Annotated in this window: 18 protein-coding genes; 6 read left to right on the top strand and 12 right to left on the bottom strand. The window is 62.7% G+C overall.

Annotated elements, in window-relative coordinates; genetic code table 11:
- Window positions 1-154: 154 nt before the first annotated feature.
- The 7 genes from G6P99_RS22925 to G6P99_RS22895 all read right to left on the bottom strand — a co-directional run bounded on the left by G6P99_RS22925 (window position 155) and on the right by G6P99_RS22895 (window position 10,575).
- Window positions 155-1,132, bottom strand: coding sequence for an HAD family hydrolase (locus G6P99_RS22925; protein WP_051346500.1), 978 nt, complete (start codon window positions 1,130-1,132; stop codon window positions 155-157).
- Window positions 1,133-1,379: 247 nt separating this feature from the next.
- Entirely contained in the window at window positions 1,380-3,059 is a 1,680-nt protein-coding gene (locus tag G6P99_RS22920) for an arylsulfatase (RefSeq protein ID WP_165128959.1), read from the bottom strand.
- A gap of 127 nt (window positions 3,060-3,186) precedes the next feature.
- Window positions 3,187-4,113, bottom strand: a complete 927-nt coding sequence (locus G6P99_RS22915) for a formylglycine-generating enzyme family protein (RefSeq protein ID WP_035977384.1) — start codon at window positions 4,111-4,113, stop codon at window positions 3,187-3,189.
- A 665-nt stretch (window positions 4,114-4,778) separates the two neighbouring features.
- Window positions 4,779-5,693, bottom strand: a complete 915-nt coding sequence (locus G6P99_RS22910; protein ID WP_165123503.1) for a hydroxymethylglutaryl-CoA lyase — start codon at window positions 5,691-5,693, stop codon at window positions 4,779-4,781.
- The gene (locus G6P99_RS22905) at window positions 5,690-7,699 is read right to left on the bottom strand and encodes an acetyl/propionyl/methylcrotonyl-CoA carboxylase subunit alpha (RefSeq protein ID WP_029082709.1); all 2,010 of its coding nucleotides are present in this window, start codon (window positions 7,697-7,699) and stop codon (window positions 5,690-5,692) included. The genes G6P99_RS22910 and G6P99_RS22905 overlap by 4 nt, the downstream gene beginning before the upstream one ends.
- 14 nt (window positions 7,700-7,713) lie before the next feature.
- Window positions 7,714-9,318, bottom strand: a complete 1,605-nt coding sequence (locus tag G6P99_RS22900) for a carboxyl transferase domain-containing protein (protein WP_165123501.1) — start codon at window positions 9,316-9,318, stop codon at window positions 7,714-7,716.
- A gap of 84 nt (window positions 9,319-9,402) precedes the next feature.
- Entirely contained in the window at window positions 9,403-10,575 is a 1,173-nt protein-coding gene (locus G6P99_RS22895) for an isovaleryl-CoA dehydrogenase (RefSeq protein WP_029082711.1), read from the bottom strand.
- Between the two features lie 192 nt (window positions 10,576-10,767).
- On the opposite strand from G6P99_RS22895, the gene G6P99_RS22890 reads away from it, so the two are divergent.
- Entirely contained in the window at window positions 10,768-11,421 is a 654-nt protein-coding gene (locus G6P99_RS22890; RefSeq protein ID WP_029082712.1) for a TetR/AcrR family transcriptional regulator, read from the top strand.
- Window positions 11,422-11,423: 2 nt separating this feature from the next.
- Window positions 11,424-11,918, top strand: a complete 495-nt coding sequence (locus G6P99_RS22885; protein ID WP_035977386.1) for an Lrp/AsnC family transcriptional regulator — start codon at window positions 11,424-11,426, stop codon at window positions 11,916-11,918.
- A 9-nt stretch (window positions 11,919-11,927) separates the two neighbouring features.
- Here G6P99_RS22885 and G6P99_RS22880 read toward each other — a convergent pair whose 3' ends face one another.
- A complete protein-coding gene (locus G6P99_RS22880; RefSeq protein ID WP_029082714.1) occupies window positions 11,928-12,233 on the bottom strand; it encodes an ETC complex I subunit in 306 nt (101 codons plus the stop codon).
- Between the two features lie 243 nt (window positions 12,234-12,476).
- On the opposite strand from G6P99_RS22880, the gene G6P99_RS22875 reads away from it, so the two are divergent.
- Entirely contained in the window at window positions 12,477-13,643 is a 1,167-nt protein-coding gene (locus G6P99_RS22875; protein WP_029082715.1) for an OpgC domain-containing protein, read from the top strand.
- A 22-nt stretch (window positions 13,644-13,665) separates the two neighbouring features.
- Here the strand turns inward: G6P99_RS22875 and G6P99_RS22870 are convergent, their stop codons facing one another.
- Window positions 13,666-14,556: a VOC family protein gene (locus G6P99_RS22870; RefSeq protein WP_051346496.1), complete on the bottom strand. Its 891-nt coding sequence runs from the start codon at window positions 14,554-14,556 to the stop codon at window positions 13,666-13,668.
- 294 nt (window positions 14,557-14,850) lie between these two features.
- On the opposite strand from G6P99_RS22870, the gene G6P99_RS22865 reads away from it, so the two are divergent.
- The 3 genes from G6P99_RS22865 (at window position 14,851) to G6P99_RS22855 (ending at window position 19,143) form a co-directional block, all read left to right on the top strand.
- Window positions 14,851-15,213, top strand: a complete 363-nt coding sequence (locus tag G6P99_RS22865) for a hypothetical protein (RefSeq protein ID WP_165123499.1) — start codon at window positions 14,851-14,853, stop codon at window positions 15,211-15,213.
- 183 nt (window positions 15,214-15,396) lie between these two features.
- Window positions 15,397-17,661, top strand: coding sequence for a TOMM precursor leader peptide-binding protein (locus G6P99_RS22860; protein ID WP_029082716.1), 2,265 nt, complete (start codon window positions 15,397-15,399; stop codon window positions 17,659-17,661).
- Window positions 17,662-17,673: 12 nt separating this feature from the next.
- Complete coding sequence (locus G6P99_RS22855) at window positions 17,674-19,143, top strand: SagB/ThcOx family dehydrogenase (protein WP_029082717.1); 1,470 nt, start codon at window positions 17,674-17,676, stop codon at window positions 19,141-19,143.
- 260 nt (window positions 19,144-19,403) lie between these two features.
- On the opposite strand, the gene G6P99_RS22850 is transcribed toward G6P99_RS22855, so the two are convergent.
- The 3 genes from G6P99_RS22850 to G6P99_RS22840 all read right to left on the bottom strand — a co-directional run bounded on the left by G6P99_RS22850 (window position 19,404) and on the right by G6P99_RS22840 (window position 21,829).
- Window positions 19,404-19,868, bottom strand: coding sequence for a hypothetical protein (locus G6P99_RS22850; protein ID WP_371261218.1), 465 nt, complete (start codon window positions 19,866-19,868; stop codon window positions 19,404-19,406).
- Window positions 19,869-20,262: 394 nt separating this feature from the next.
- Window positions 20,263-20,850, bottom strand: a complete 588-nt coding sequence (locus G6P99_RS22845; RefSeq protein WP_165123497.1) for an invasion associated locus B family protein — start codon at window positions 20,848-20,850, stop codon at window positions 20,263-20,265.
- A gap of 91 nt (window positions 20,851-20,941) precedes the next feature.
- Window positions 20,942-21,829, bottom strand: a complete 888-nt coding sequence (locus G6P99_RS22840) for an alpha/beta hydrolase family protein (RefSeq protein ID WP_029083315.1) — start codon at window positions 21,827-21,829, stop codon at window positions 20,942-20,944.
- Window positions 21,830-22,111 lie beyond the last annotated feature (282 nt).

Genomic DNA, 22,111 nt, shown 5'->3' with positions numbered 1-22,111 from the left:
ATCGATACACCCTGCGATCAGGCCATAAGCCGCCGTAAAAATCCTACCGGGATCGGCTGGGATCATATGCGCCGACTGGAATATCGCCGGATGGCGGGCATTGGGGTTGGCTGTGCGCCGCATCCGCGCGGCCACGAACGTCGCGATTCCGCCGCTAGTCAAACGGGAATATCCTTTTCCAGTCCTTCTTCATGTCCACAACGGTCCACCTGTTCAGCGCTGCGGCATCGAGAGCGACATCGAGCTTGCCGAAATGCGACTGGCGGTCGTAGGCATATTCGCGTTCCACGTCGGTATGGTGGACAATCAGGCCGAACCGCGCGCCGCTGGTACCGAGCGTCGCCCATTGCAGCATTTCGAGGTCGCCATCGGAGTTGCCGAAGGCGGCAATCGGACGCCGGCCAATGTGGCTATTGATCCCGATTGGCTTGCCGGACTTGTCGTCGATGAAATCGACCTCCGGCAATCGAAATAGAACCGGCGTGCTGTCGCGCATTTCATAGCGGGTCTTGATTGACGATCCGACGACCTGCTCAGGAGGCACTCCATAAATCGTCTCGGTCCATGGCCGCATGAACTCGACGCCGCCACCTGACACGATGAAGGTCTTGAAGCCGTTGGCGCGGAGGTAAGCGAGCAATTCGAGCATGGGCTGATAAACGAGTTCGGTGTAGGGGCGTTTGAAGCGATCATCACGCGCGGTCGCAAGCCAGTCTGTGACGATCTTCTCAAACTCCGCTGTCGTCATACCGGCGTGAGTCACCGCCACCAGCTCGGCTACGCCCTTTTCGCCGGAAGCTGCGAACGCCTTCAAGTCGCCGTTCAGGACTGCCGCGAAGGGCTGCTTGTCCTTCCATTCCGGATGCATGGGCGCAAGAACCTTCACGCGATCCAACGCAAATGCGAGTTGCACATACATCGGCTGCTCGATCCAAAGGGTCCCGTCATTGTCGAAGGTCGCGATGCGTTGATCGGAAGGTACGAAATAGGGTCCACCATTCTCTGTGACCCGTTCGACGAAATCGACGATCGATGCTTTCGTCGGCCCCTCATTCCAAGATGGCAGAGGACCGGTTTGCGTTTGGGCCATGGCAGACGTGGAACGCAGAGCGGCAGATAGAAACGGAAGCATCGCCAGAGACGAGAGCAGCGCGCGACGGTCAAGGCGTGCAAATCGCATGATCTGTTTCCATGATCTGTTTCATTGTCGGTCCGATTCGATGGCCCGCACTGGTCAACATTGAGGGCAAGTGCGAGGCTGGTGTATCGCTGCTGTTCGTCGCACGCTTGCCGATATGCAGCTTCGTGAGCAGTTGGGTTCTGAGCGCAGTAGATTGGCGAGCGCCGAAAGTGACGCCCGCCAATTTAGTATCGAGCGACTAGTCGCTGCGACCAGCCACTTTGGCCTGCTTGACCTGTTGCAGCACCTGCTCGAGGTTGTAGCTCGCCGGGTCCTGTAGCGGCGGGTACGGAATATAGCTCTCAAGCTCCTTCAGCCAAAGCGCCTGGCCGATGGGCAGCATGTTCCAGTCATAGACGTAGGCGGTCGAAGGGGAGCCGATTGTGCCGCCCTGGCCCATGAGCGTCTTGTATTGTGAACCGATCGAGGTCTCGAACGGATCACGCTTGATATTGACGACTTGGGCCCAGTGATAAGGAAGCGCTCCGGCAATAAAGCCCGCCGGGTTGTCGGACACCATCGTGAAGTAGATCTTCCAGTTCTTGTAGCGGACCGCTGACGGGTCCTTGCCCGAATAGTAGAAGAAGGTATCGCGCGCCGACTTTTCCGAACGCCCCGAAAGATATTCAACCTGATCGACGCCATCGAGCGTCGTCTTGACGATGCCGGGATAACTTCCGGCCTCGATCTGTTTCTTCAGCGCGTCTCCTTTTGCGCCGCCCGCGATATTGACAAACGTGGGCAGCCAGTCGAGCGAAGCGAAGATGTCGTTCTTGATGGTGCCGGGCTTGATGACCCCCGGCCAGCGAATGAGCGCCGGAGCGCGCATGCCACCTTCCCAGGTGCTCAGCTTGCCGCCCTTGAACGGAGTGGTGCCGCCGTCCGGAAAGGTGATGGTCTCGGCGCCGTTATCGGTCGTGAACACGATGATCGTGTTGTCGAGCTGGCCCATGTCCTGGAGCTTCTTCATGACAACGCCGATGTTGTCATCCAACTGCTTCATGCCGGCCTCGTTGAGGCCCCAGTCCTTGCCGCCTGCCTCGCCGATCATGCCTGCGTATTTGTCATTTAGCACGGTCGTGATGTGCATGCGGGCCGGATTATACCAGGCGAAGAACGGCTTGTTGGTCTTCTTGGGGTCGTTGCGATCAAGAAAGTCAACGACCTTGGCCGAGATTTCCTCATCGACGCCCTTCGATCGCTCCAGTGTCAACGGACCCTGGTCCTCGCATGTCATGTTTTTGGCGGTACCGTCAGAGGACTTGCACGCCAGCACGGGCCGCGGCGGCGTCAGGCAAACCGCCGACGTTTTCGGATCAACTGCGCCCGGTACTTCCGCAAGACCCGGGATCGGCGTGTTCTTGCATGGCGGGGCAACCGTCTGCTGGGTTGGCGTCTTGTTGATGTCCGGGAAGCTCACGCCCTGCATCGCGTCGAGGTGATACAGGTAGCCCCAGAATTCCTGGAAGCCGTGCGCGGTCGGCAGCGCGTCGGTATGATCGCCGAGATGGTTCTTGCCGAACTCGCCGGTGTTGTAGCCGAGATCGAGCAGGAATTTCGCGAGCGACGGAGTGCCGGGCCGCAGATAGGACGGACTGCCGGGAAGCTGCGGAGGAATCATACCCGTGCGCAATGGATGCATGCCGGTGAAGAAGGCGTTGCGGCCGGCGGTGCAGCTCTGCTCTGCGTAGTAATGCGTGAAGATCGCGCCTTCATTGCCGATGCGATCGATGTTGGGCGTCTCGCCGACCATCAAGCCGCGATGGTAGATGCTTGGCTGGTAGAGGCCGATGTCGTCACCCATGATGAATAGGATATTGGGTTTCTGTGGCGGTTGCTGCGCTACCGCCGGCGCGCTGACCAGTCCGGACAGTGGCATCAACATCGATGCGCCTAACAGGGCGGCGCAGGATCGCTTGAGACAACCGGACGCCTTGCTTGGCGGCGTTGCGGCAGAAGGCGGCTTGTCATTGAATATAGAATCCAACATGGCGTCGCTTTCCTTCTTATGATGGGTCAGTGGCTCCTCGCCTGATGCATCGAAAGCCAAGGTGACTGGTGGAAGTATCGACCGGCTCCGCATGGCGCGCTGCCGGCCGGTAGCGTCGGCAGTAGTTCGGCGCGCACAAATGCGAGCCGCCTTTGATGACCTTTCGTGGAATCTTCACATTGGTGGTTCTGGGGTCGTAGCTGTCGGCCTCGCTCCCGCCGCGCGGGTTCTCCGGAATGCAGCAAGCCTTCGGAGCATCTGCCTGATGCTTTGGGGAATACCAGTCGGCCGTCCATTCCCAGACGTTGCCGATCATGTCGTAAAGGCCGTAGCCGTTCGACGGGAATGCGGTGACCGGCGAGGTACGTTCGAAACCGTCGGCATTGGTGTTTTGGTGCGGAAAATCACCCTGCCAGGTGTTGGCCATTTGATGGCCGTGCGGCATGAATTCGTCGCCCCACGCATACTCGGCGTCGTCGAGCCCGCCGCGTGCCGCAAACTCCCATTCCGCTTCGGTCGGCAATTCCTTGCCAGCCCATTGCGCGTAGGCAAGTGCGTCGTTGAAGGCCACGTGCACGACGGGATGATGGTCGAGCGCATGGATGTTGCTATTCGGTCCGTAGGGATGGCGCCAGTCAGCACCCTTGGCGAAGGTCCACCACTGGCTGAAGTCGCGCAGGCTGACCGGATGTCCCGGCGGCAAGAACATCAGTGAGCCCGCATAGACCATATGCGGTAGGATCCCGGGATAGTCTCTCGGGTCGGGCGCAATCTCGGCCACAGTAACGTGACCTGTCGCCTTGACGAACTTTCTGAACTGTTTGTTTGTGACGGGATGGCGATCCATCCAGAAGCCGTCGACAGTCACCCGATGTGCCGGCGCCTCCTCTGGATAATGCTTGTCCGATCCCATGCGGAATGTCCCGCCGGGTATGCAGATCATCTTGTCGATATCTGACGGATCATCGCAAATAGCGATATCGCGCGTTCGCTTGGGCTTCGCTGTCAAGGCGTCACCTCCGGGCCGACGTGTTACACGCTACGTGGCAAAACCCTCGTGCGTGGACCGTGGTCGAGTATCCGTATCTCCATGGTTGGCCGCCTTGAACCCAAATCAGGTGACACTCACTCGATTAAGGCGACCTTGATCTAGATCAATGCGACTGCCCTCTGCCGATTGCGGTCTCGACCTAGTTTCCCTCTCGTTCCGATCACTGCAAAGATGTGGCAGCCAAATGGGCTGCGGCGTCCGCTCAGATGATTTTCGACGGTATCAGCAGGGATTGTCGTTTGGTTGATGTCCGCTTCTGCCCTAAGCGCCGAACGAAGACTGCCCAGGAGCGTTGCGTTCGGCCAGACCCCCGTGATTCAAACTCCCAAACTGGGGCTCGAATCATGCGCTACGAACTCGCCGATTATGAATGGGTTGCCATCAAGCCGATCATGCCCAGACACGAGTCACCCGGCCACATCCGTACGGCCGAAAGCGCGCGCGTCGTCAATTCGACACGCCCCCGCCGGACGGAAATGGTTCGTAGGATGGGCGGAGCGCATCATGTCAATCAATATGTGCGGAGACACGATGGGTATCGCTTCGCTCCACCCATCCTACGATCCGCTAAGCCGTTTCCGCTTCGCGTTGAGCGCGGACGCGACGCGGCTCACGGGCGGACGGCCCAGCAAACCGGCCACCTCGTTCGTCGTGGCGAGCAACTTGTCCATATCTACGCCGGTTTTCATGCCCATGCCCTCGAGCATGTAGACGACATCCTCGGTCGCGACGTTGCCGGTCGCGCCGGGTGCGTAGGGGCAGCCGCCGAGGCCGCCGGCGGCGGCATCGATGACGCGGACGCCCTCCTCCATGCCGGCATAGAGATTGGCCAGCGCCTGGCCGTAGGTGTCGTGGAAGTGCATCGCGAGGTTACCAACCGGAAGCTCGGCGCCGACCGCGCGCAGCATCTCCCTGGCCTTGAGCGGCGTGCCGACGCCGATGGTGTCGCCGAGCGATATCTCGTAGCAGCCGAGATCCCACAGGGTCACGGCGAGGTCGGCGACCGACTTCGGCTTGATCTCGCCGTCGAACGGACAGCCGAGCACGCAGGAGATATAGCCGCGCACCTTGACGCCGTCGTCTTTGGCGCGCGCCAGCACCGGCTTGAAGCGCTCGATCGACTCCGCGATCGAGCAATTGATGTTGGCGCGCGAAAAACCTTCGGAGGCCGCCGCGAACACCGAGACCACCTTCGCGCCCGCCGCGCGTGCGGCGTCATAGCCCTTCTCGTTCGGCACCAGCACGTGGAATTCGGCGCCCTTGATATGGCTGACGCCGCGCAGCACCTGGTCGGAGCCTGCCATCTGCGGGATCGCCTTCGGCGACACGAAGGCGCCGACCTCGACGGTGTTAAGCCCTGCCGCCACCAGCGCCTTGACGAAGGCGATGCGGGCCTCGACGCTGACCGGCGTCTTCTCGTTCTGCAGGCCGTCGCGCGGCCCCATCTCGACGATATGGATCTGATCGCTCATGACGCGGCCACAGCCTCGACTTCGGCCAGTTCGACGCCCTCGCCGACGATGTCGCCGACCTTGCATTTGAGCTTCTTCAGCACGCCGGCATAGGGCGCACGCAGGGTCTGCTCCATCTTCATCACTTCGAGGGTGAGGATCGGCGCGCCCTTCTCCAAGGTCGCGCCCTCCTCGGCCAGCAGCGCGACCACGGTGCCCGGCAAGGGAGCCACGATCTTGTCCTCACCGGCCTGCTCCTCGCTCTCGCCGCCGAACGGGTCGACCCAATGCAGGTCGAAGCGGCCGTTGCGGGTGCGCAAGTAAAGCTCGTGACCCTCGACGACTGCCGTGACGCGCGACCTGAGGCCATCAAGCGTCAGGTCGAAGCCATCCTCGCCTGATGACGAGATCGCGAAGGCGAGCTCATGCCCGCTGACTGACAGCGTCATCGGTCCGTGGCCATAGTGCAGCGTGATCGTATGCGGCGGCTCATGGCCCTGCCGGAACGAAAATACCCGCTGGCGGCGGCCGACCGGCATCCAGCCGAACGCCCGCCAGGGCGAGTTCGCCTCACGCTGCGCTGCCTTCTGCTCGTCGTTGACGATCGCAGCCACCGCCGCGCAGAGCTCGAACTCGCTGGCTGCGCCGGTGCCGGCCGTCAGGTTCTTCAGCTCGCGCTCGATGAAGCCGGTATCGATCGCATTGGCCCTCGTGTCCGGATGCGTCACCAGCGCCGACAGGAACGGGATGTTGGTGACGATGCCGCGGACGTCGGTCTGTTGCAGCCCGCGGTTGAGCTTCTCGATCGCGCCCTCGCGGGTCGGCGCCCAGGCGATCACCTTGGCGAGCATCGCATCGTAATAGGGCGAGACGTTGTCGCCGCTGCGATAGCCGGCGTCGATGCGCAGGCCGTCACCTTCGGGCGGCGTCCGCCAGGTCTTGATGCGGCCGACCGAGGGCATGAAATTCTTCTGCGGGTTTTCCGCGTAGACGCGGGCCTCGATGGCGTGCCCGTTCAGCGTGATCTGGTCCTGCTTCAACGGCAGCGCCTCGCCGAAGGCGACGCGCAGCTGCCATTCGACGAGGTCAACGCCGGTGATCAGCTCGGTGACGGGATGCTCGACCTGCAGGCGGGTGTTCATCTCGATGAAGAACACGTCCTTGCCGTCGGAGACGAACTCGATGGTGCCGGCGCCGACATAATTGACCGCGCCGGCCGCTTTTCGCGCGGCCTCGCAAACTGCGTCGCGCTGCGCGGCGTTCAGGGTCGGCGACGGCGCCTCCTCGATCACCTTCTGGTGGCGGCGCTGCAGCGTGCATTCGCGCTCCCACAGCGAGAGCAGATTGCCATGGCTGTCGCCGATGATCTGCACCTCGATGTGGCGCGGGTTCTGCACGTATTTCTCGATCAGCATGCGGTCGTCGCCGAACGCCGCCTTGGCCTCGCGCTTGGCGCTTGTGATCGCGGCCGACAGTTCCGCCGCCGCATTCACCACGCGCATGCCACGGCCGCCGCCGCCTGCCGAGGCCTTGACCAGTAGCGGGAAGCCGATCCGGTTGGCGGCCTCGGCCAGGGTCGCCTCGTCCTGGGCCTCGCCGTGATAGCCCGGCACCAGCGGCACGCCGGCCTTCTCCATCAGCGCCTTCGAGCCGGATTTCGAGCCCATCGCCGTCATCATCTGGGCGGTCGGGCCGACGAACACCAAACCTGCCTCGAGGCAGGCCTGCGCGAACTCGGCATTCTCGGACAGGAAGCCGTAGCCGGGATGCACTGCCTCGGCGCCGGTCTGTTTTGCCGCCGCGATGACGCGTTCGATGTTGATATAGCTGTCGCGCGCCCGTGCGGGCCCGAGCACCACGGCCTCGTCGGCGAGCGCGACGTGCATCGCGTCGCGGTCGGCCTCCGAATAGACCGCGACGGTGCGCAGCCCCATCGCGCGCGCCGAGCGGATGACGCGGCAGGCGATCTCGCCGCGGTTGGCGATCAGAAGCGTACGGAAACGCCGGTAGAGTTTTGAGCGGTCCATGGTCAGTTCCTGGGTCACATCCTGAACAGGCCGAACTTCGTCGGCTCGATCGGCGCATTGGCGGCGGCCGACAGACCGAGCCCGAGCACGAGGCGCGTATCGGCGGGATCGATCACGCCGTCGTCCCACAGCCGTGCAGTGGCGTAATAGGGATTGCCCTGGCTCTCATACTGGGCGCGGATCGGCGCGCGGAATTTGTCCTCCTCCTCCGCCGACCAGCTCTCGCCCTTGGCCTCGATATTGTCGCGGCGGACCTGACTGAGCACCATCGAGGCCTGCTCGCCGCCCATCACCGAGATGCGGGCGTTCGGCCACAGCCAGAGGAAGCGCGGGCTGTAGGCGCGGCCGCACATGCCGTAATTGCCGGCGCCGTAGGAGCCGCCGATCACGACGGTGAATTTCGGCACACCGGCGGTCGCGACCGCGGTCACCAGCTTGGCGCCGTCGCGCGCGATGCCGCCGGCTTCGTATTTCTTGCCGACCATGAAGCCGGTGATGTTCTGCAAAAACACCAGGGGAATGCCGCGCTGGCAGCACAGCTCGATGAAATGCGCGCCCTTCAGCGAGCTCTCGCTGAACAGGATGCCGTTGTTGGCGATGATGCCGACCGGATAGCCCCAGATATGGGCGAAGCCGCAGATCAGCGTGGTGCCGTACAGCTTCTTGAACTCGTCGAACTCGGAGCCGTCGACGATCCGCGCGATGATGTCGTGCACGTCGAACGGCTTGCGGCCGTCGGCGGAGACGACGCCGTAGATTTCTTCCGCCGGAAACAGCGGCTCCCGCGGGGGACGCATGTTAAGCGGCGCCTTCGCCGGCTGCTTCAGCGTGCCGACGATGCGGCGCGCGATGCCGATCGCATGGGCGTCGTTCTGGGCATAATGGTCAGTCACGCCGGACTGGCGCGAGTGCACGTCGGCGCCGCCGAGCTCTTCGGCGGTGACGACCTCGCCGGTCGCGGCCTTCACCAGCGGCGGACCGCCGAGGAAGATGGTGCCCTGGTTGCGCACGATGATGCTCTCGTCCGACATCGCCGGCACATAGGCGCCGCCGGCGGTGCAGGAGCCCATCACGATCGCGATCTGCGGGATGCCCTGCGACGACATCTGCGCCTGGTTGTAGAAGATGCGGCCGAAATGCCGCTCATCGGGAAATATCTCGTCCTGCAGCGGCAGGAAGGCGCCGCCGGAATCCACCATGTAGACGCAGGGCAGATTGTTCTGCCGCGCGATGTCCTGGGCGCGCAGATGCTTCTTCACCGTCATCGGGTAATAGGTGCCGCCCTTGATGGTGGCGTCGTTGGCGACGATGATGCATTCGCGCCCGGAGATGCGCCCGACGCCGGTGATGACGCTCGCCGAGTGCACGTCACCGCCGTACAGCCCGTTGGCGGCCAGCGGCGACAGCTCGAGGAACGCGGTGCCGGGATCGACCAGCAGATCGACGCGATCGCGCGCCAGCATCTTGCCGCGCGAGGTGTGGCGCTTGCGCGAGGTCTCGCCGCCGCCGTGGGCCACCTTGCCGAGCTTGTCGCGGAGTTCCGCGACCAGGCTGCGCATCACATCGGCGTTGCGGGCGAATTCAGAAGATGCGGGATCGATCGTCGAATGAAGCGGCATCTGTGTTGCACGTTCGTTGGAGGGGCCGTCAGGATTTTTTGAAGGCAGGCCGCCGCGCCGGGAGCGCGGCAGCAGGTGCGAAGCTCAGGCCGTCTTGGCGTACAGTTCGCGGCCGATCAGCATGCGGCGGATCTCGCTGGTGCCGGCGCCGATCTCGTAGAGCTTGGCGTCACGCAACAGCCGGCCGGTGGGATATTCATTGATGTAGCCGTTGCCGCCGAGCAGCTGGATCGCATCCAGCGCGCATTGGGTGGCCTTCTCCGCGGCGTAAAGAATGGCGCCGGCGGCATCCTCGCGCGTGGTCTCGCCGCGGTCGCAGGCCTTGGCCACCGCGTACACATAGGCGCGCGAGGCGTTCATCGTGGTGTACATGTCGGCGATCTTGCCCTGCACCAGCTGGAACGAGCCGATCGGCTCGCCGAACTGCTGGCGCTCGTGAACGTAGGGCAGCACCACGTCCATGCAGGCCTGCATGATGCCGATCGGACCGGCCGCCAGCACCGCGCGCTCATAGTCGAGGCCTGACATCAGGACGTTGACGCCGCGGCCGACCTCGCTCAGCACGTTCTCCTCGGGTACCTCGCAATCCTCGAACACCAGCTCGCAGGTGTCGGAGCCGCGCATGCCGAGCTTGTCGAGCTTCTGGGCAGTGGAAAATCCCTTCATGCCCTTTTCGATGATGAAGGCGGTGATGCCGCGCGGGCCGGCGCTCGCATCGGTCTTGGCATAGACCACCAGCGTCTCGGCGTGGGGACCGTTGGTGATCCACATCTTGTTGCCGTTGAGCACGAAGCGGTCTCCCTTCTTCTCGGCGCGGGTCTTCATCGAGACCACGTCGGAGCCGGCGCCGGGCTCCGACATCGCCAGCGACCCGACGTGCTCGCCCGAGATCAGCTTCGGCAGATATTTGCGCTTCTGCGCCTCGTTGCCGTTGCGGCGGATCTGGTTGACGCAGAGATTGGAATGCGCGCCATAGGCCAATCCGATCGAGGCGGATGCCCGCGAGATCTCCTCCACCGCGATGCAGTGCTCGAGATAACCGAGCCCGCTGCCGCCATACTCCTCCTCGACCGTGATGCCGTGCAGGCCGAGCGCGCCGATCTTGGGCCAGAGGTCCCGCGGAAAGCTGTTGGAGCGATCGATCTCGGCGGCGCGCGGCGCGATCTCGTTGCTCGAGAAATCATACACCGTCTCGCGGATCGCATCCGCGGTCTCGCCAAGGTCGAAATTGAACACTGCCGCCCGGTTTGAGGCCATGATCCCTCCCGTGAGATTCATCTTGCAATTAAACGATCATACGTTTTTTTCTTGGCTTCGCAAGCATCCGTGCTATGGTTTGCGCATGAAATTGGCAGCGCATTGAATCTGCTGGGATTTCATGCAATAAACATACGGTCGTTCGCTTGTTTCCTCCGCTTCCGGCAAGCCAACACCCATCCGAGGCCTGCGATGGCACGCACGATCGGCTCACATGGCCCCACGACGCTGGAGGCGATCCGCAAGGCCGGCGTGCGCCTGATCTTCGAGCGCGGCTACGAGGCAATGAGCCTGCGCCAGCTCGCCGCCGAGGTCGGCATCCAGGCAGGCTCACTCTACAATCATATCTCAACCAAGCAGGAGCTGCTGTTCGATCTGGTGCAGGATCATATCAACGATTTGCTGCGCGAGCTCGATCTGGCGCTCGCGGGCAAGGCCGATCCGGTCGAGAAGCTGCGCGCCTTCGTGGCCTTCCATGTCAGCTACCACATGACCCGCAAGCGCGAGGTGTTCATCGCCAATTCCGAGCTGCGCAGCCTCGAGCCGAAGAACTATGACGCGGTGGTGGCGCTGCGCGGCGCCTATGAGCAGCGGCTGGCGCAGATCCTCGCCGACGGCGTCGCCGAGGGCGTGTTCGAGGTCGTCGACATCCAGGTCGGGACCTTCGCGATCATCGCGATGCTGACCGGGCTCTGCACCTGGTACCGCCCCGGCGGCCGCCTGACCCGGGACGCCATCATCGCAGCGCATGAGAAGCTGGTGCTGTCGGGCGTGGCGCCGCAGGCCGCGATCGCCCAGCTCCGCGCCGGCAGCAAGAGCCCGCGGACCGCGGTGGCGGGTTCGTGACTGTGACAGAACGCCCACAGCTCGATGACATCGATTTGCGGATCCTGTCCGAGTTGCAGCGGGACGGCCGGATCAGGATCAACGAGCTCGCCGAGCGGGTCGGAATCACCGCCCCGCCCTGCCTGCGCCGGGTCCGCGCCCTGCGCAGCCGCGGCGTGGTCCAGGCGATCCGCGCCACGCTCGACGAACGGCTGCTCGGCTATGAGGTGACGACCTTCGTCCTGATCCAGCTCGACAGCCAGACCCTGACGGCGATCGAGGCGTTCGAGGCGGCGGTGGCGGCCGTGCCGCGCTTCCTGCAATGCTGGCGGATCTCGGGCGACGCCGATTTTGTGCTGCGATGCGTCGCGCCCAGCGTCGACGACATGCGCCAGCAGCTGCTGCAATTCGCTGGTCTGCCAAACGTGCGTAAAATTAGAAGCTTTCCGGTGCTCGGCGTCTCCAAGGACGCGCCGCTGCCGATCCCGGGCGTCCTCGCCGCCCCCGCGGCGACCTGATCGGCGGCCTTAGTGGGTCCACGGCTCCCAGCGGCGGAACGCAAAATTGTCGGCATAGGCGATCTGGCGGTGTGCCGAATCCTTCGGCTCGATCACCTGGTAGGCAATGCCCTTGCGCTCGCAATAGGCTGTCGCCTCCTCCTTTGTCTCGAAATGCAGCGTGAGCTGCTGCTTCATGTCGGTGGACGAGGTCCAGCCCATCAACGGCTCCACGGTGCGCGGCTGCTCCGGCTCGAAATCCAGTTGCCACTCTTTGGTCTTGGCACGTCCCGATTGCATCGCGTTTTTGGCGGGCTTAAAAATGCGTGCGGTCATGGATGGTCGGCCCCGTGGGATGTGCGACATGGAAGCGATTTGAAGGAAGCCGCCGGGATAGTATAGAGACACCGTTCAACGATCTGATCGGTGATTCCTCGATCTCGGAGGTAGCCTTCGCCGGACCGGTATAGTCATTCTGCCGCGCTGTGACAATCTGGCCCCGGGAGGCTTCCCTTAGGAGTCCCTTGGGCCGGCGGCGCGGTGCTCTTGACAACATCACCTCGAGGAAGCGGCGCTCCCATGGAAATCCACGCCACCCTGCCTGAAAAAGGACGTGACCTCCGGCTCGACCTGTTCCGCGGGGTCGCGAACTGGTACATCTATCTGGATCACATCCCCGACAACGTCGTGAACTGGATCACGACGCGGAATTACGGCTTCAGCGACGCCGCGGATTTGTTCGTCTTCATCTCCGGCTATACCGCATCCTTCGTCTATGCCCGCATGATGCTGGAGCGCGGCTTCATCGTCGGCGCGACCCGGCTGACCAAGCGGGTCTGGCAGCTCTATGTCGCCCACATCATCCTGTTCGTGATCTACATCGCCTCGATCAGCTATCTGGCGCTGCGCTTCGGCGATTCCGAGATCATCAACGAGTTCAACGTCGCCGGTCTCGTCGACAACGCCACCGAGACGCTGCGCCAAGGCCTGTTCCTGAAATTCAAGCCGGTCAATCTCGACGTGCTGCCGCTCTATATCGTGCTGATGGGGCTGTTCCCGCCGGTGCTGTGGTTCATGCTGCGACAGCCGAACTGGACCATGGCGGCCTCGATCGCGCTGTGGCTGGTGTCGCGCCAGATGGGCTGGAACCTGCCGGCCTACCCGGCAGGGACCTGGTACTTCAACCCGTTCGCCTGGCAGGTGCTGTTCGTGTTCGGCTCGTGGTGCGCGATGGGTGGCGCACGGCAGAACATGCACATCATCAACTCGCCCTATACGCTGTGGTTCTGCATCGCCTACATGATCTTCGCCCTGGTCATGACGATGGCCGGCCGCTTCCCGGACTTCGGCGCGATGTTCCCGCATTGGCTCTATGCGACCTTCAACCCGAACGACAAGACCAACCTCGCGCCCTATCGCTTCCTGCATTTCGTGGTGATCACGGTGCTGGTGATCCGATTCATCCCGAAGGACTGGGCGGCGCTGGAGTGGAAGGTGTTCGATCCCCTGATCGTCTGCGGCCAGCAGTCGCTCGCGGTGTTCTGCGTCGGCGTGTTCCTGTCCTTTGTCGGACATTTCGAGCTCTCGATGAGCTCGGGCTCGCTGTTCGCGCAGATCTTCGTCAGCATCTCCGGCATCGCGATCATGACGATCGTGGCCTACTACATTTCGTGGTCGAAGCGGCAGGACAAGCCGGTTAAGCCGCCGGCGCCGAAACCCGCCGCGCCGGCCGCCAAGGCAGGCTAAGTCGACGGACTGACGATCCGTCTCATTTGCCGGGCGGCCGCCCTTTGCCGCCCGGTTGGCCGCTGCGCCACCTGCCCTTCGAGCTGAACTCATCCCAGGTGGTGGTCCAGCGATATTCGGCAGCCGGCGCCTTCGCGATGCCATCGGGGCTGCGCGCTCCCTCCAGGGCAAAGGTGGCGCCCTGCGGATCGAGGCAGCGGACGATCCAGCTCCCGTTCGGCAGCTCCAGCGGCCCTTCATAGACGCGTCCGCCACCGGCCTTCACCCGCACGATGGCGGCGTCGACGTCGTCAACGTTGAAATAGTAAAGCCAGAACGCAATCGGCTCGAGCGGACGCTTGTTGAAGATTCCGCCGACGGTCTGCCCACCGGCCGAGAACAACTGATAGGTCTCGGACGGGGCGTTGCCGCCATCAGCCTGCCGCCAGCCGAACACCTCGCTGTAGAAACCAAAGGCCTTGCGCCAGTCGGCCGCCAGCAGCTCATGCCAGCCGACGCGGCCAAGGGCATCGAGGCCTTCGGCCGCAGGACGCGCGATGCTTGATCCGCTCAGCAATCCGAACGTCGCCCGCTGCGGATCTGCGACAATCGAGACGCGGCCGATATTGGTGCTGGTCGGCGGCACGTAAACGGCGCCGCCGCGTTCCTGCATGTGGCGGACGACGAGGTCGACGTCGTCGACACCGACATAGCCGATCCAGCGCGGGGTCGCGCCCTGGCGTCTGCCCTCCTCCGGTAATTCCATCAGGCCGCTGCGGGGAAATTCGCCCGACATGAACAATTTGTAAGAAAGCGCGGGAGTGGACACATCCTTCGTCACCCAGCCGAGGACGCTGCCGTAAAAGGCAATCGCACCATCGACGTCCGTGGTTAGCAGCTCGTACCAGGCGAAGCTCGCGCCATCATCCGGCATGCCTATTCCTCGCTTCGGCAGCGGCGTGATCGCAATGCAGCATGACGATTCTCGAAGTGTTAACGATTGCGGCTGGGCGAGAGCGCTGGCCAATAATCGTGTTCATCAAGATGAACCTAGGAACGAAGATGAACGACAACACTTGATACACGCTAGCACCTCGCGAGTGTGTGTGCGCAGCGCGTCTTGCATGCAGCTGCGACGGATTGTACAACTGCGCGAGAGTTGAATTCCACGTCAGGAATGGAGGATGCGAGTATGCCACGAGTGAAGCAAGCCCCCAAGAGCAAGCGCGTGACCAGCAAGCGTGTGACCAAGGCCGCTGTGCCCGCTCTGGGTGCAGCCGGATTGACCTTCTCACTGGTGGGCAGTGCGTCGGCGGCCGCCGTGCCGACAGCAGACGCGCCGCAGATCCAGAAGTACACCCCGACGCAAGCCATCACACTCGGCGAAGAAGAAATCGCCGACGTCAGCCTGGCGACATTCCATCTGTTCGACAAGGAGACCGCCGGTGCCGGCGTCCAGGTGGCATGGCGCGGATGCGGCGGCTGTCGAGGTTGCCGTGGCTGTCGCGCTTGCCGTGCCTGCCGCTGCGGTGGCTGTGGTGGTTGCGGCGGTGGCTGCTGTCTGTCGTGGGGCGCCTGCCGCATCTGCTGATCCAGACAGCGTCGCGTTGACATCTATCAATCGTTATGGCCGGGTCCGACACACGTCGACCCGGCCAAATCATGTTGTCCCCGTATCGTTGCGCGGCTCGCTTCGCCCAACGGAGCGGAGCTGTCGAGGCCGGCGCCTCGCCCGATTCCACAATCGCCCCACAAGCTGCACAGGAACGATTCTTTGCCAGGAAAATCCAGCCAGCGCGCCAACAAGGACGTTCTGCAGTTCGCACCGAATTTCACGGCCTATGTGCTGCCTCCAGATGTCGTCTGCCTCTATTCCGAAGACCGAAAGTTCTTTCTCCATGGCGAGCTCTATTGTGCACTTGCATCCGCTATCGGCACCAAGGGATGCAGCGCCGCCAAGCTCACCGACGAGCTCGGGCGAACGTTTCCGCCTGAGGCGATCAATGAAGCCATCAAGCGACTGCTCGACCGCCGCTATGTGATCTCGAAGCCATCAGGTCACGTACCAGCTCACGCCAACACGGTTGCCGGGCTTTGGGCGAGCCTGGGCCTTCCCGACACGGTCGCCGAACAAAACCTTCACAACTGCCGCGTTCGACTTGAGACGATCGAAGTCAAGGGCGCCGCCGAATTGAGCAAGGCGCTGCAGGAGCTGGGCGTCCGCGTCGTCAAGACATCGGCCGACCTCACGGTCACACTGGTGAACGACTATCTCGACCGGCGGCTTGCCGAGCGCAACCTGCAGCGCGTATCCGACGGATCACCCTGGCTGCTGGTGCAGCCTTCAGGCGTATTTCCCCTGGTCGGCCCTGTGTTCAATCCGGGCGAGACCGCGTGCTGGACCTGCCTGTTCGATCGGATGATCCGCAACCGCGAGGTCAAGGGCTTCCTTGATCGCGGCGCGGCTCGGCCGGTCGCGGTTTCTCCGCTCGCGCAGCACCCGGTTGGGCAGAGCGCCATTCAGCTGGCTGCCGTTGAAATCGCCAAGGCGATCGCCAGCGGCTTCCGCACCGATCTGCGCAATCACATCGTCAGTCTCGACCTCTTGGGCTCGACCATCGCCAGGCACTACGTGGCGGCCCGCCCGCAATGTCCCACCTGCGGAAGCAAGAAATTGCAGAACCCGCGACGCGCGCCAGAGCCGATTGAATTGGGGCCCGGCGCCAAGCTCGTGATGACCAGCGGCGGCTATCGTACGGTGACGTCAGGCGCCACGGTGGCGCGCTTCAGGAAGCATGTCAGCCCCCTCGCCGGCGTGGTGACACGGCTGGAGCGGATCGAGGTCGACCTGCCGATGAACACCAATTTCTACGCGCAGCATAATTTCTCCGCACCGGCGCAGAATGTGGACCAGCTCCGCGCCGGGTTGAGCGGCGGCAGTTTCGGCAAGGGCAGCACGGCCGAGCAAGGCGAAGCCAGCGCGCTGATGGAGGCGATCGAGCGGTACTCAGGGATTTTCCAGGGCGACGAGATCCGGGCGCGCAAGCGCTTCACCGACTTTCCGTCGGGCGATGCCATCCGCCCCAACGACATCCTGCTGTTCAGCGACGAGCAGTACCGCGGCAGGGCTGAGCCGAACCACCACGACTCGCACCACACCCAACCGGCCCCGGAGCCGTTTGATCCCACAGCCCGGATCGAATGGACGCCGGTCTGGTCGCTGCGCGACAAGCGGTTCAGGCAGATTCCGACCAGCCTGCTGTATTTCTTCTACGAGGGCCCCGCCCCCTTCGCTGCCGATTCCAACGGCTGCGCGGCCGGCAATACTCGCGAGGAAGCCATCGTGCAGGGCTTCCTCGAACTGATGGAGCGCGATGCCTACGCGATCTGGTGGTACAACCGGTCGCAACGCGCCGCGGTCGATCTGGACCAGTTCGACGATTCCTACGTCCGCGATCTGAAGACCCAACTCGAGGAATCGGGCCGGCGGCTCTGGGTGCTGGACATCACCAGCGATCTCGGCGTCCCGACCTATGTCGCGATCGTGCACTGGATGCAGAACGGTCAGGAGAACATCGAGTTCGGTTCGGGCGCCCATTTTGATCCGCGCATTGCCTTGTTGCGGTCGTTGACCGAGCTGAATCAGTTCCTCTCGATCGGCCTGATGGGCGGCGGCAGCGGCGAGAAGCCGAGCCTCGATGGCGTCAATCCACTGCGGCTCGACGAACATCCATTCCTGATTCCAAGCCCCAATCCCGTGATCCCGCCGGCTGCCGCGGCAGACGTGCCGCTCGACAACACCCGTGCACAGGTCGATGCCTGCGTCGACATCGCGGCGCGCGCGGGTCTCGACTTCCTCGTGCTCGACCAGACGCGGCCCGACGTCGAGGTTCCGGTGGTCCGGGTCATCGTTCCCGGGATGCGCCATTTCTATCGCCGCTTCGGGCCGGGACGGCTCTATGATGTGCCGGTCAAGCTCGGATTGCGCGATCGGCCATCGCTGGAAAGCGAGCTGACGCCATTCCTCCCGCACACCTGAGGTGATGCCGGCGTGCGCGCGTCCAGGAAAACCAACGAGAAAAAGAAATCGCCACGCGCCGCGCCGCCGGCTCTCTTCGTTCGGCTCAACCCGGCAGTCGCGCTTGAAGCGCAACCTGACGGGGCCATAGCGGCTCATGTCGAAGGCTATGCGGAGCCTTTGGGAACGTTCAGCACAGCCGCCGTGCAACGCGCCCGGAAGCTGGGCGCAGGCCTGCCGCTGCCTTCCTCCGAGGGCGGCGATGCGGTCGCGCAAGAGGTCGAGCGGCTGATGCGGCAACTGGCACGCCGCGGCCTGCTGGAATACCGCCTGGCGCGCGCGGCCGACGCCAGTGATCTCGTCGTGATCGAGCCGCAGATCCCTGATTACTGGCCGCGCACGCCAAAGCTCGACGATGCAGAAACGGTCGTGCTGTCACGCTTCGCCTATCTGCGGCGGCGCGGCACCGAGATGGTTCTGGAATCGCCACGGGCCGGCGCGCTGTTGCGTATCTGCGATGAGCGGATTGCGGCCCTGCTGACCATCCTTGCCACTCCGCAGAAGATCAGCCGCATCCGGCGTCTGGATGGCTATCCGGGCCCCGCGCTGCTCGCTCTGCTGCTGGACTGCCAAATCCTGATCAAGGTCGACGCGACAAAACCCGATACGCTGCGGCAGGCGGAGGGCGACGACGGCCTCGTGCTCTGGGATTTTCACGACCTGCTGTTCCATGCCCGCAGCACGGAAGGACGACAGGCCAGTCCGCTGGGCGGCCTTTATCCGCACACCGGCCTGATTGCGCCGCTCCCCGCGATCCGGCCTGCCTGGCCCGGCAACACCATCAAGCTGCCGGAATCCGACCGGATCGCATCGCCACTCGACCAACTGCTGCATGACAGGCATTCGACGCGCGAGTTCGACGATCAGAACCCGATCAGGCTGGCTGAACTTTCGATGTTCCTGAACCGCGTCGCGCGCGTCCGGGCGACATGGAGCAGCCCGCTTGAGTTTGCCGACGACGGTCCCGACATCGAATACACCAGCAGGCCGTACCCCGCAGCAGGCAGCGCCTACGAGCTCGAGCTTTATCTGGCCGTCGCGAATTGCGATGGCCTCACGCCAGGTTTCTATCACTACGACGCCGATGCGCACGCGCTGGCAGCCATCGACGTCCGCGCACAACACTTCGAGGCCATGATGCAAAGCGCGGGCTTTGCCATGGACGCCCCCTCGCCACCGCAGATCCTGATCACGATCGCCGCGCGCTTTGGCCGGATCTCCTGGAAGTACAGCGCCATCGCTTATGCGCTGATCCTGAAGGATGTCGGCGTCCTGACCCAGACGCTGTATCTGGTGGCGACCGATCTGGGCCTCGGCGGCTGCGCGATCGGCACCGCCAATATCGATCTGTTCGCGAAGATGACTGGACTCGACTTTCACGTCGAGGGACCGGTCGGCCAGTTCGCGCTGGGGCGCGGCATCGAACCGCCGCCGACCGGATAGTCCTCGATCCGCGCTGCATCAAGCTGGCTACGGCGTGAATCCATAAATCTGTAGTAGTCAGGAGAGTCCGCTTTGGTACGCACAACGGACTCAAGTCGGACATCGCTCCATGTCCGAAAAGTGCCAGAAGCGGTCATCAGCTGGCAGACGAGCGCCTGCCAGCCTGCCTCCATGCAGGCCCACTCAGGACAAGAGCCACTCTCCGGCATAAAACAGACCGCCCTTTGGGGCCGTCCGATTTGGCCTCAGAGCGGATGAACCTATTGGCAGGGATGCTGGAGACCGTCAGCACCCTTGAAATAGGTGCCGGGCCGGCAGACGATGCCGTTGCTCGCAGCATACGCATTCCAGGTCCCGTGCCAGCCCGTCTCGCCGGACATGGCGTAGGAATTGCCCCAGCCGCCGACGGTAGCGCCCGCCGCCGCCGGCTGGCGATACGCCGTTCGCGGAGTTGATTGCCGATATCGATAGCCGCCGGTGGGCGTACTCCCGGTTCCAAGACCCGTGCAGCTGGCGAATTCAGCTTGGCACGCGTCCGGATTGGAGAGGGCCGCCTGCGCCAGTGCAGCAGAACTGGACAGGGCGGATGCCGCAATAACGACCGCGCCAAGAACTTTCAGATTTATCATGGCTTCCTCCTTGCGCTTGGAGCTCAGCGGCGAGCCGCTCCTTGAAGCCACTCGCCGCCCGTCACTCGATGATTCCTGCCAGCGTCCAATTTTCATTGTCCGTTTCTCCCTCTGGCCTTGAGAAATCATCTGTCCTAGGGCGATCACCTTCAGGGTCGGTACTGCCGTCTACTTTGACATAGATCAAGTCTGAGCACGGCTCATGCCTGTGTCCGCTAATGGGTCAATCGCATCGTTTTCTCCAGTCGGCCAGCTACTTCCGATGTAGCCTCAACTTCGGACATTCGCTGCACTGCGCTAACTGACGCGATGGGCCACTTCCGGACTCATGCGCAAAAAAGGACCTGGCCTTGGTGACTATCGAACGGTCCTAGTCAGCAATAGCAGCCATTGTGATTAAGCGGTTCAAAGCATCCGGAGAATCTGCTTTCCACCCTAAGCTCCCCTGCCTTCCTGTTTGCCGAGCGGCGCAACTTGAACGTACCACGTTTCATCGACCCAATTGCTCCCAGTCTCCTTCGAGCCTCTGCTCAAACACTTGCGCCGGCACCCCTTGGTGAACTTTGGCAAACTCCGTAAGAGGAAGCGAGGTGGTCACACCCACGACATTGGAATTAACGGCCTCCAAAGCCAGCATCTGGCCTGTCTCCAAGTCATGAATGAAGCTGGCATTCGCCACGCTTCCGGCTACGCAACCATTAGTGAGACAAATGACATAGGGTATTTGCATGGGCGATCTCTGGTCGACAGTCAATTTGATGCCGGGCTGCAGGAATGATCCGGGGGGCACGAAAATCTGCAGACGTCCAACAGGATCGCCCTCTCGTTCGATCAGATCGACTCTGAGCGCGATCTGACCCGTGTCCCATCTACCGTTGATGGTCGTGCGACAAACCATTTTCGACCCGGCCTCTTGGGTGGCCTTGAAACACACCTTGCGCCACGGCGCGTACGTTAGCGGGCGATCTGGCTGTCGTCCCCGAGTAGCGATCTCTGCCTCAGAAAAATTTTCGGTCGCCGGGACGTCGCCAAATGGCACCAGTTGTTGCGCGTCGACCTTCATCGCTGTGGTCGTCATGAACACCACAAATGATCCAGTCGCCAGGAATCTATACCGGGCTGATCGTGCCGATGAGTGCAGAAGCCGAATGTCCATAAAGCAATTCCTTTCATGGATGTTTGGCCAGGAATTCGCTGACAATGGGCGCCCAGAGTTGAACGGCATCGGCCGAGTCTATCAAAAAATGGCCGTCCCCTCCGAAATCGGATAACAGACGATATTCGACATTACCGCCTGCGACCCGAAACGCTTCCGCCATCCGCTTTGACAGATCAGGTCCAAAATAACTGTCGTTACGGGTGTAGATCCATAACATTGGAACGCGCGCCGTGCGGCCGAATTCGGCAACGGCATCGACCAGCTGGTCGGGGGCACAGTTGTTGTTCGGTTTGCCATTGAGACGACCACCGCGGCCGGCTGCGAACCCGATGATCGCCCGCACCGATTCCGGATTTTGACTGCCTAGCGCAATAGACCCCCAGCCGCCTCCCGATTGGCCAACAATGATGATCCCATCGCGCTTGATAAATGACTGCGTTGACATGTAGTCGATGACCCACTTGTCAATCGACGCGACGGCAAGCCCCGCGTCACGAAACTCAGCATTCGAACATTTTCCTACGCCCGAGAAAAAAACCCCGAACAGACCGCGCTCGGGGATTTCGATCGCCGTAGCGCCATATCCAGGGCGTACGGGTGCGACCACCACGTAGCCCTGTCGCGCAAACCAAAGTGCGGCGTCACGGAATTCGATCATGGGAAAGTAGCTTCGCCCCGTCGCGTCAAGCGAAACTCCATGGTTCATCACGACAAGTGGAAATGGACCGCCCCCAATGGGTCGGATCAAATAGGCGAGCATCGGGACAGGCGAGGAGGGAATCGCCCACATCTCCTCGTGAACCTGCGGCGCGATCGAGGGAGCAGCCTGCTGCGCGAGCGCCGCGAGCGGCAAAACCGCAATGCCAGCAATTAGTGCAACGAGGTACCGCCGCCGCATTGGTACGTGCCCCTGCTGTGTATCACTACAGCGTAGAACCTTTAAGGGAGACATCCAAGCATCGAATGTCCGCGTTGGGTCAAACTCGGAAGTCGGAACGCGCAACCGTAACGTCCGCTTCACCCCCGACACCGGACTTTCGATTGCCAGCGCGGCACTTCCGAAAAGGGCCATTTACAGATAGGAGCCGCCCTTCTTCGATCACGTCGTTAGCGCGACCAATGGCCCCGCTGAATTCCGATGAAAGCGTATTTTGCGCTGTAACTAAGCGGCGCGTCGAGA

Source organism: Bradyrhizobium sp. 6(2017) (assembly GCF_011058295.2).
Lineage (GTDB): Bacteria > Pseudomonadota > Alphaproteobacteria > Rhizobiales > Xanthobacteraceae > Bradyrhizobium > Bradyrhizobium septentrionale.
Note: the sequence above shows the minus strand (reverse complement) of the source record. Positions and strands in the feature narration are given on the sequence as shown.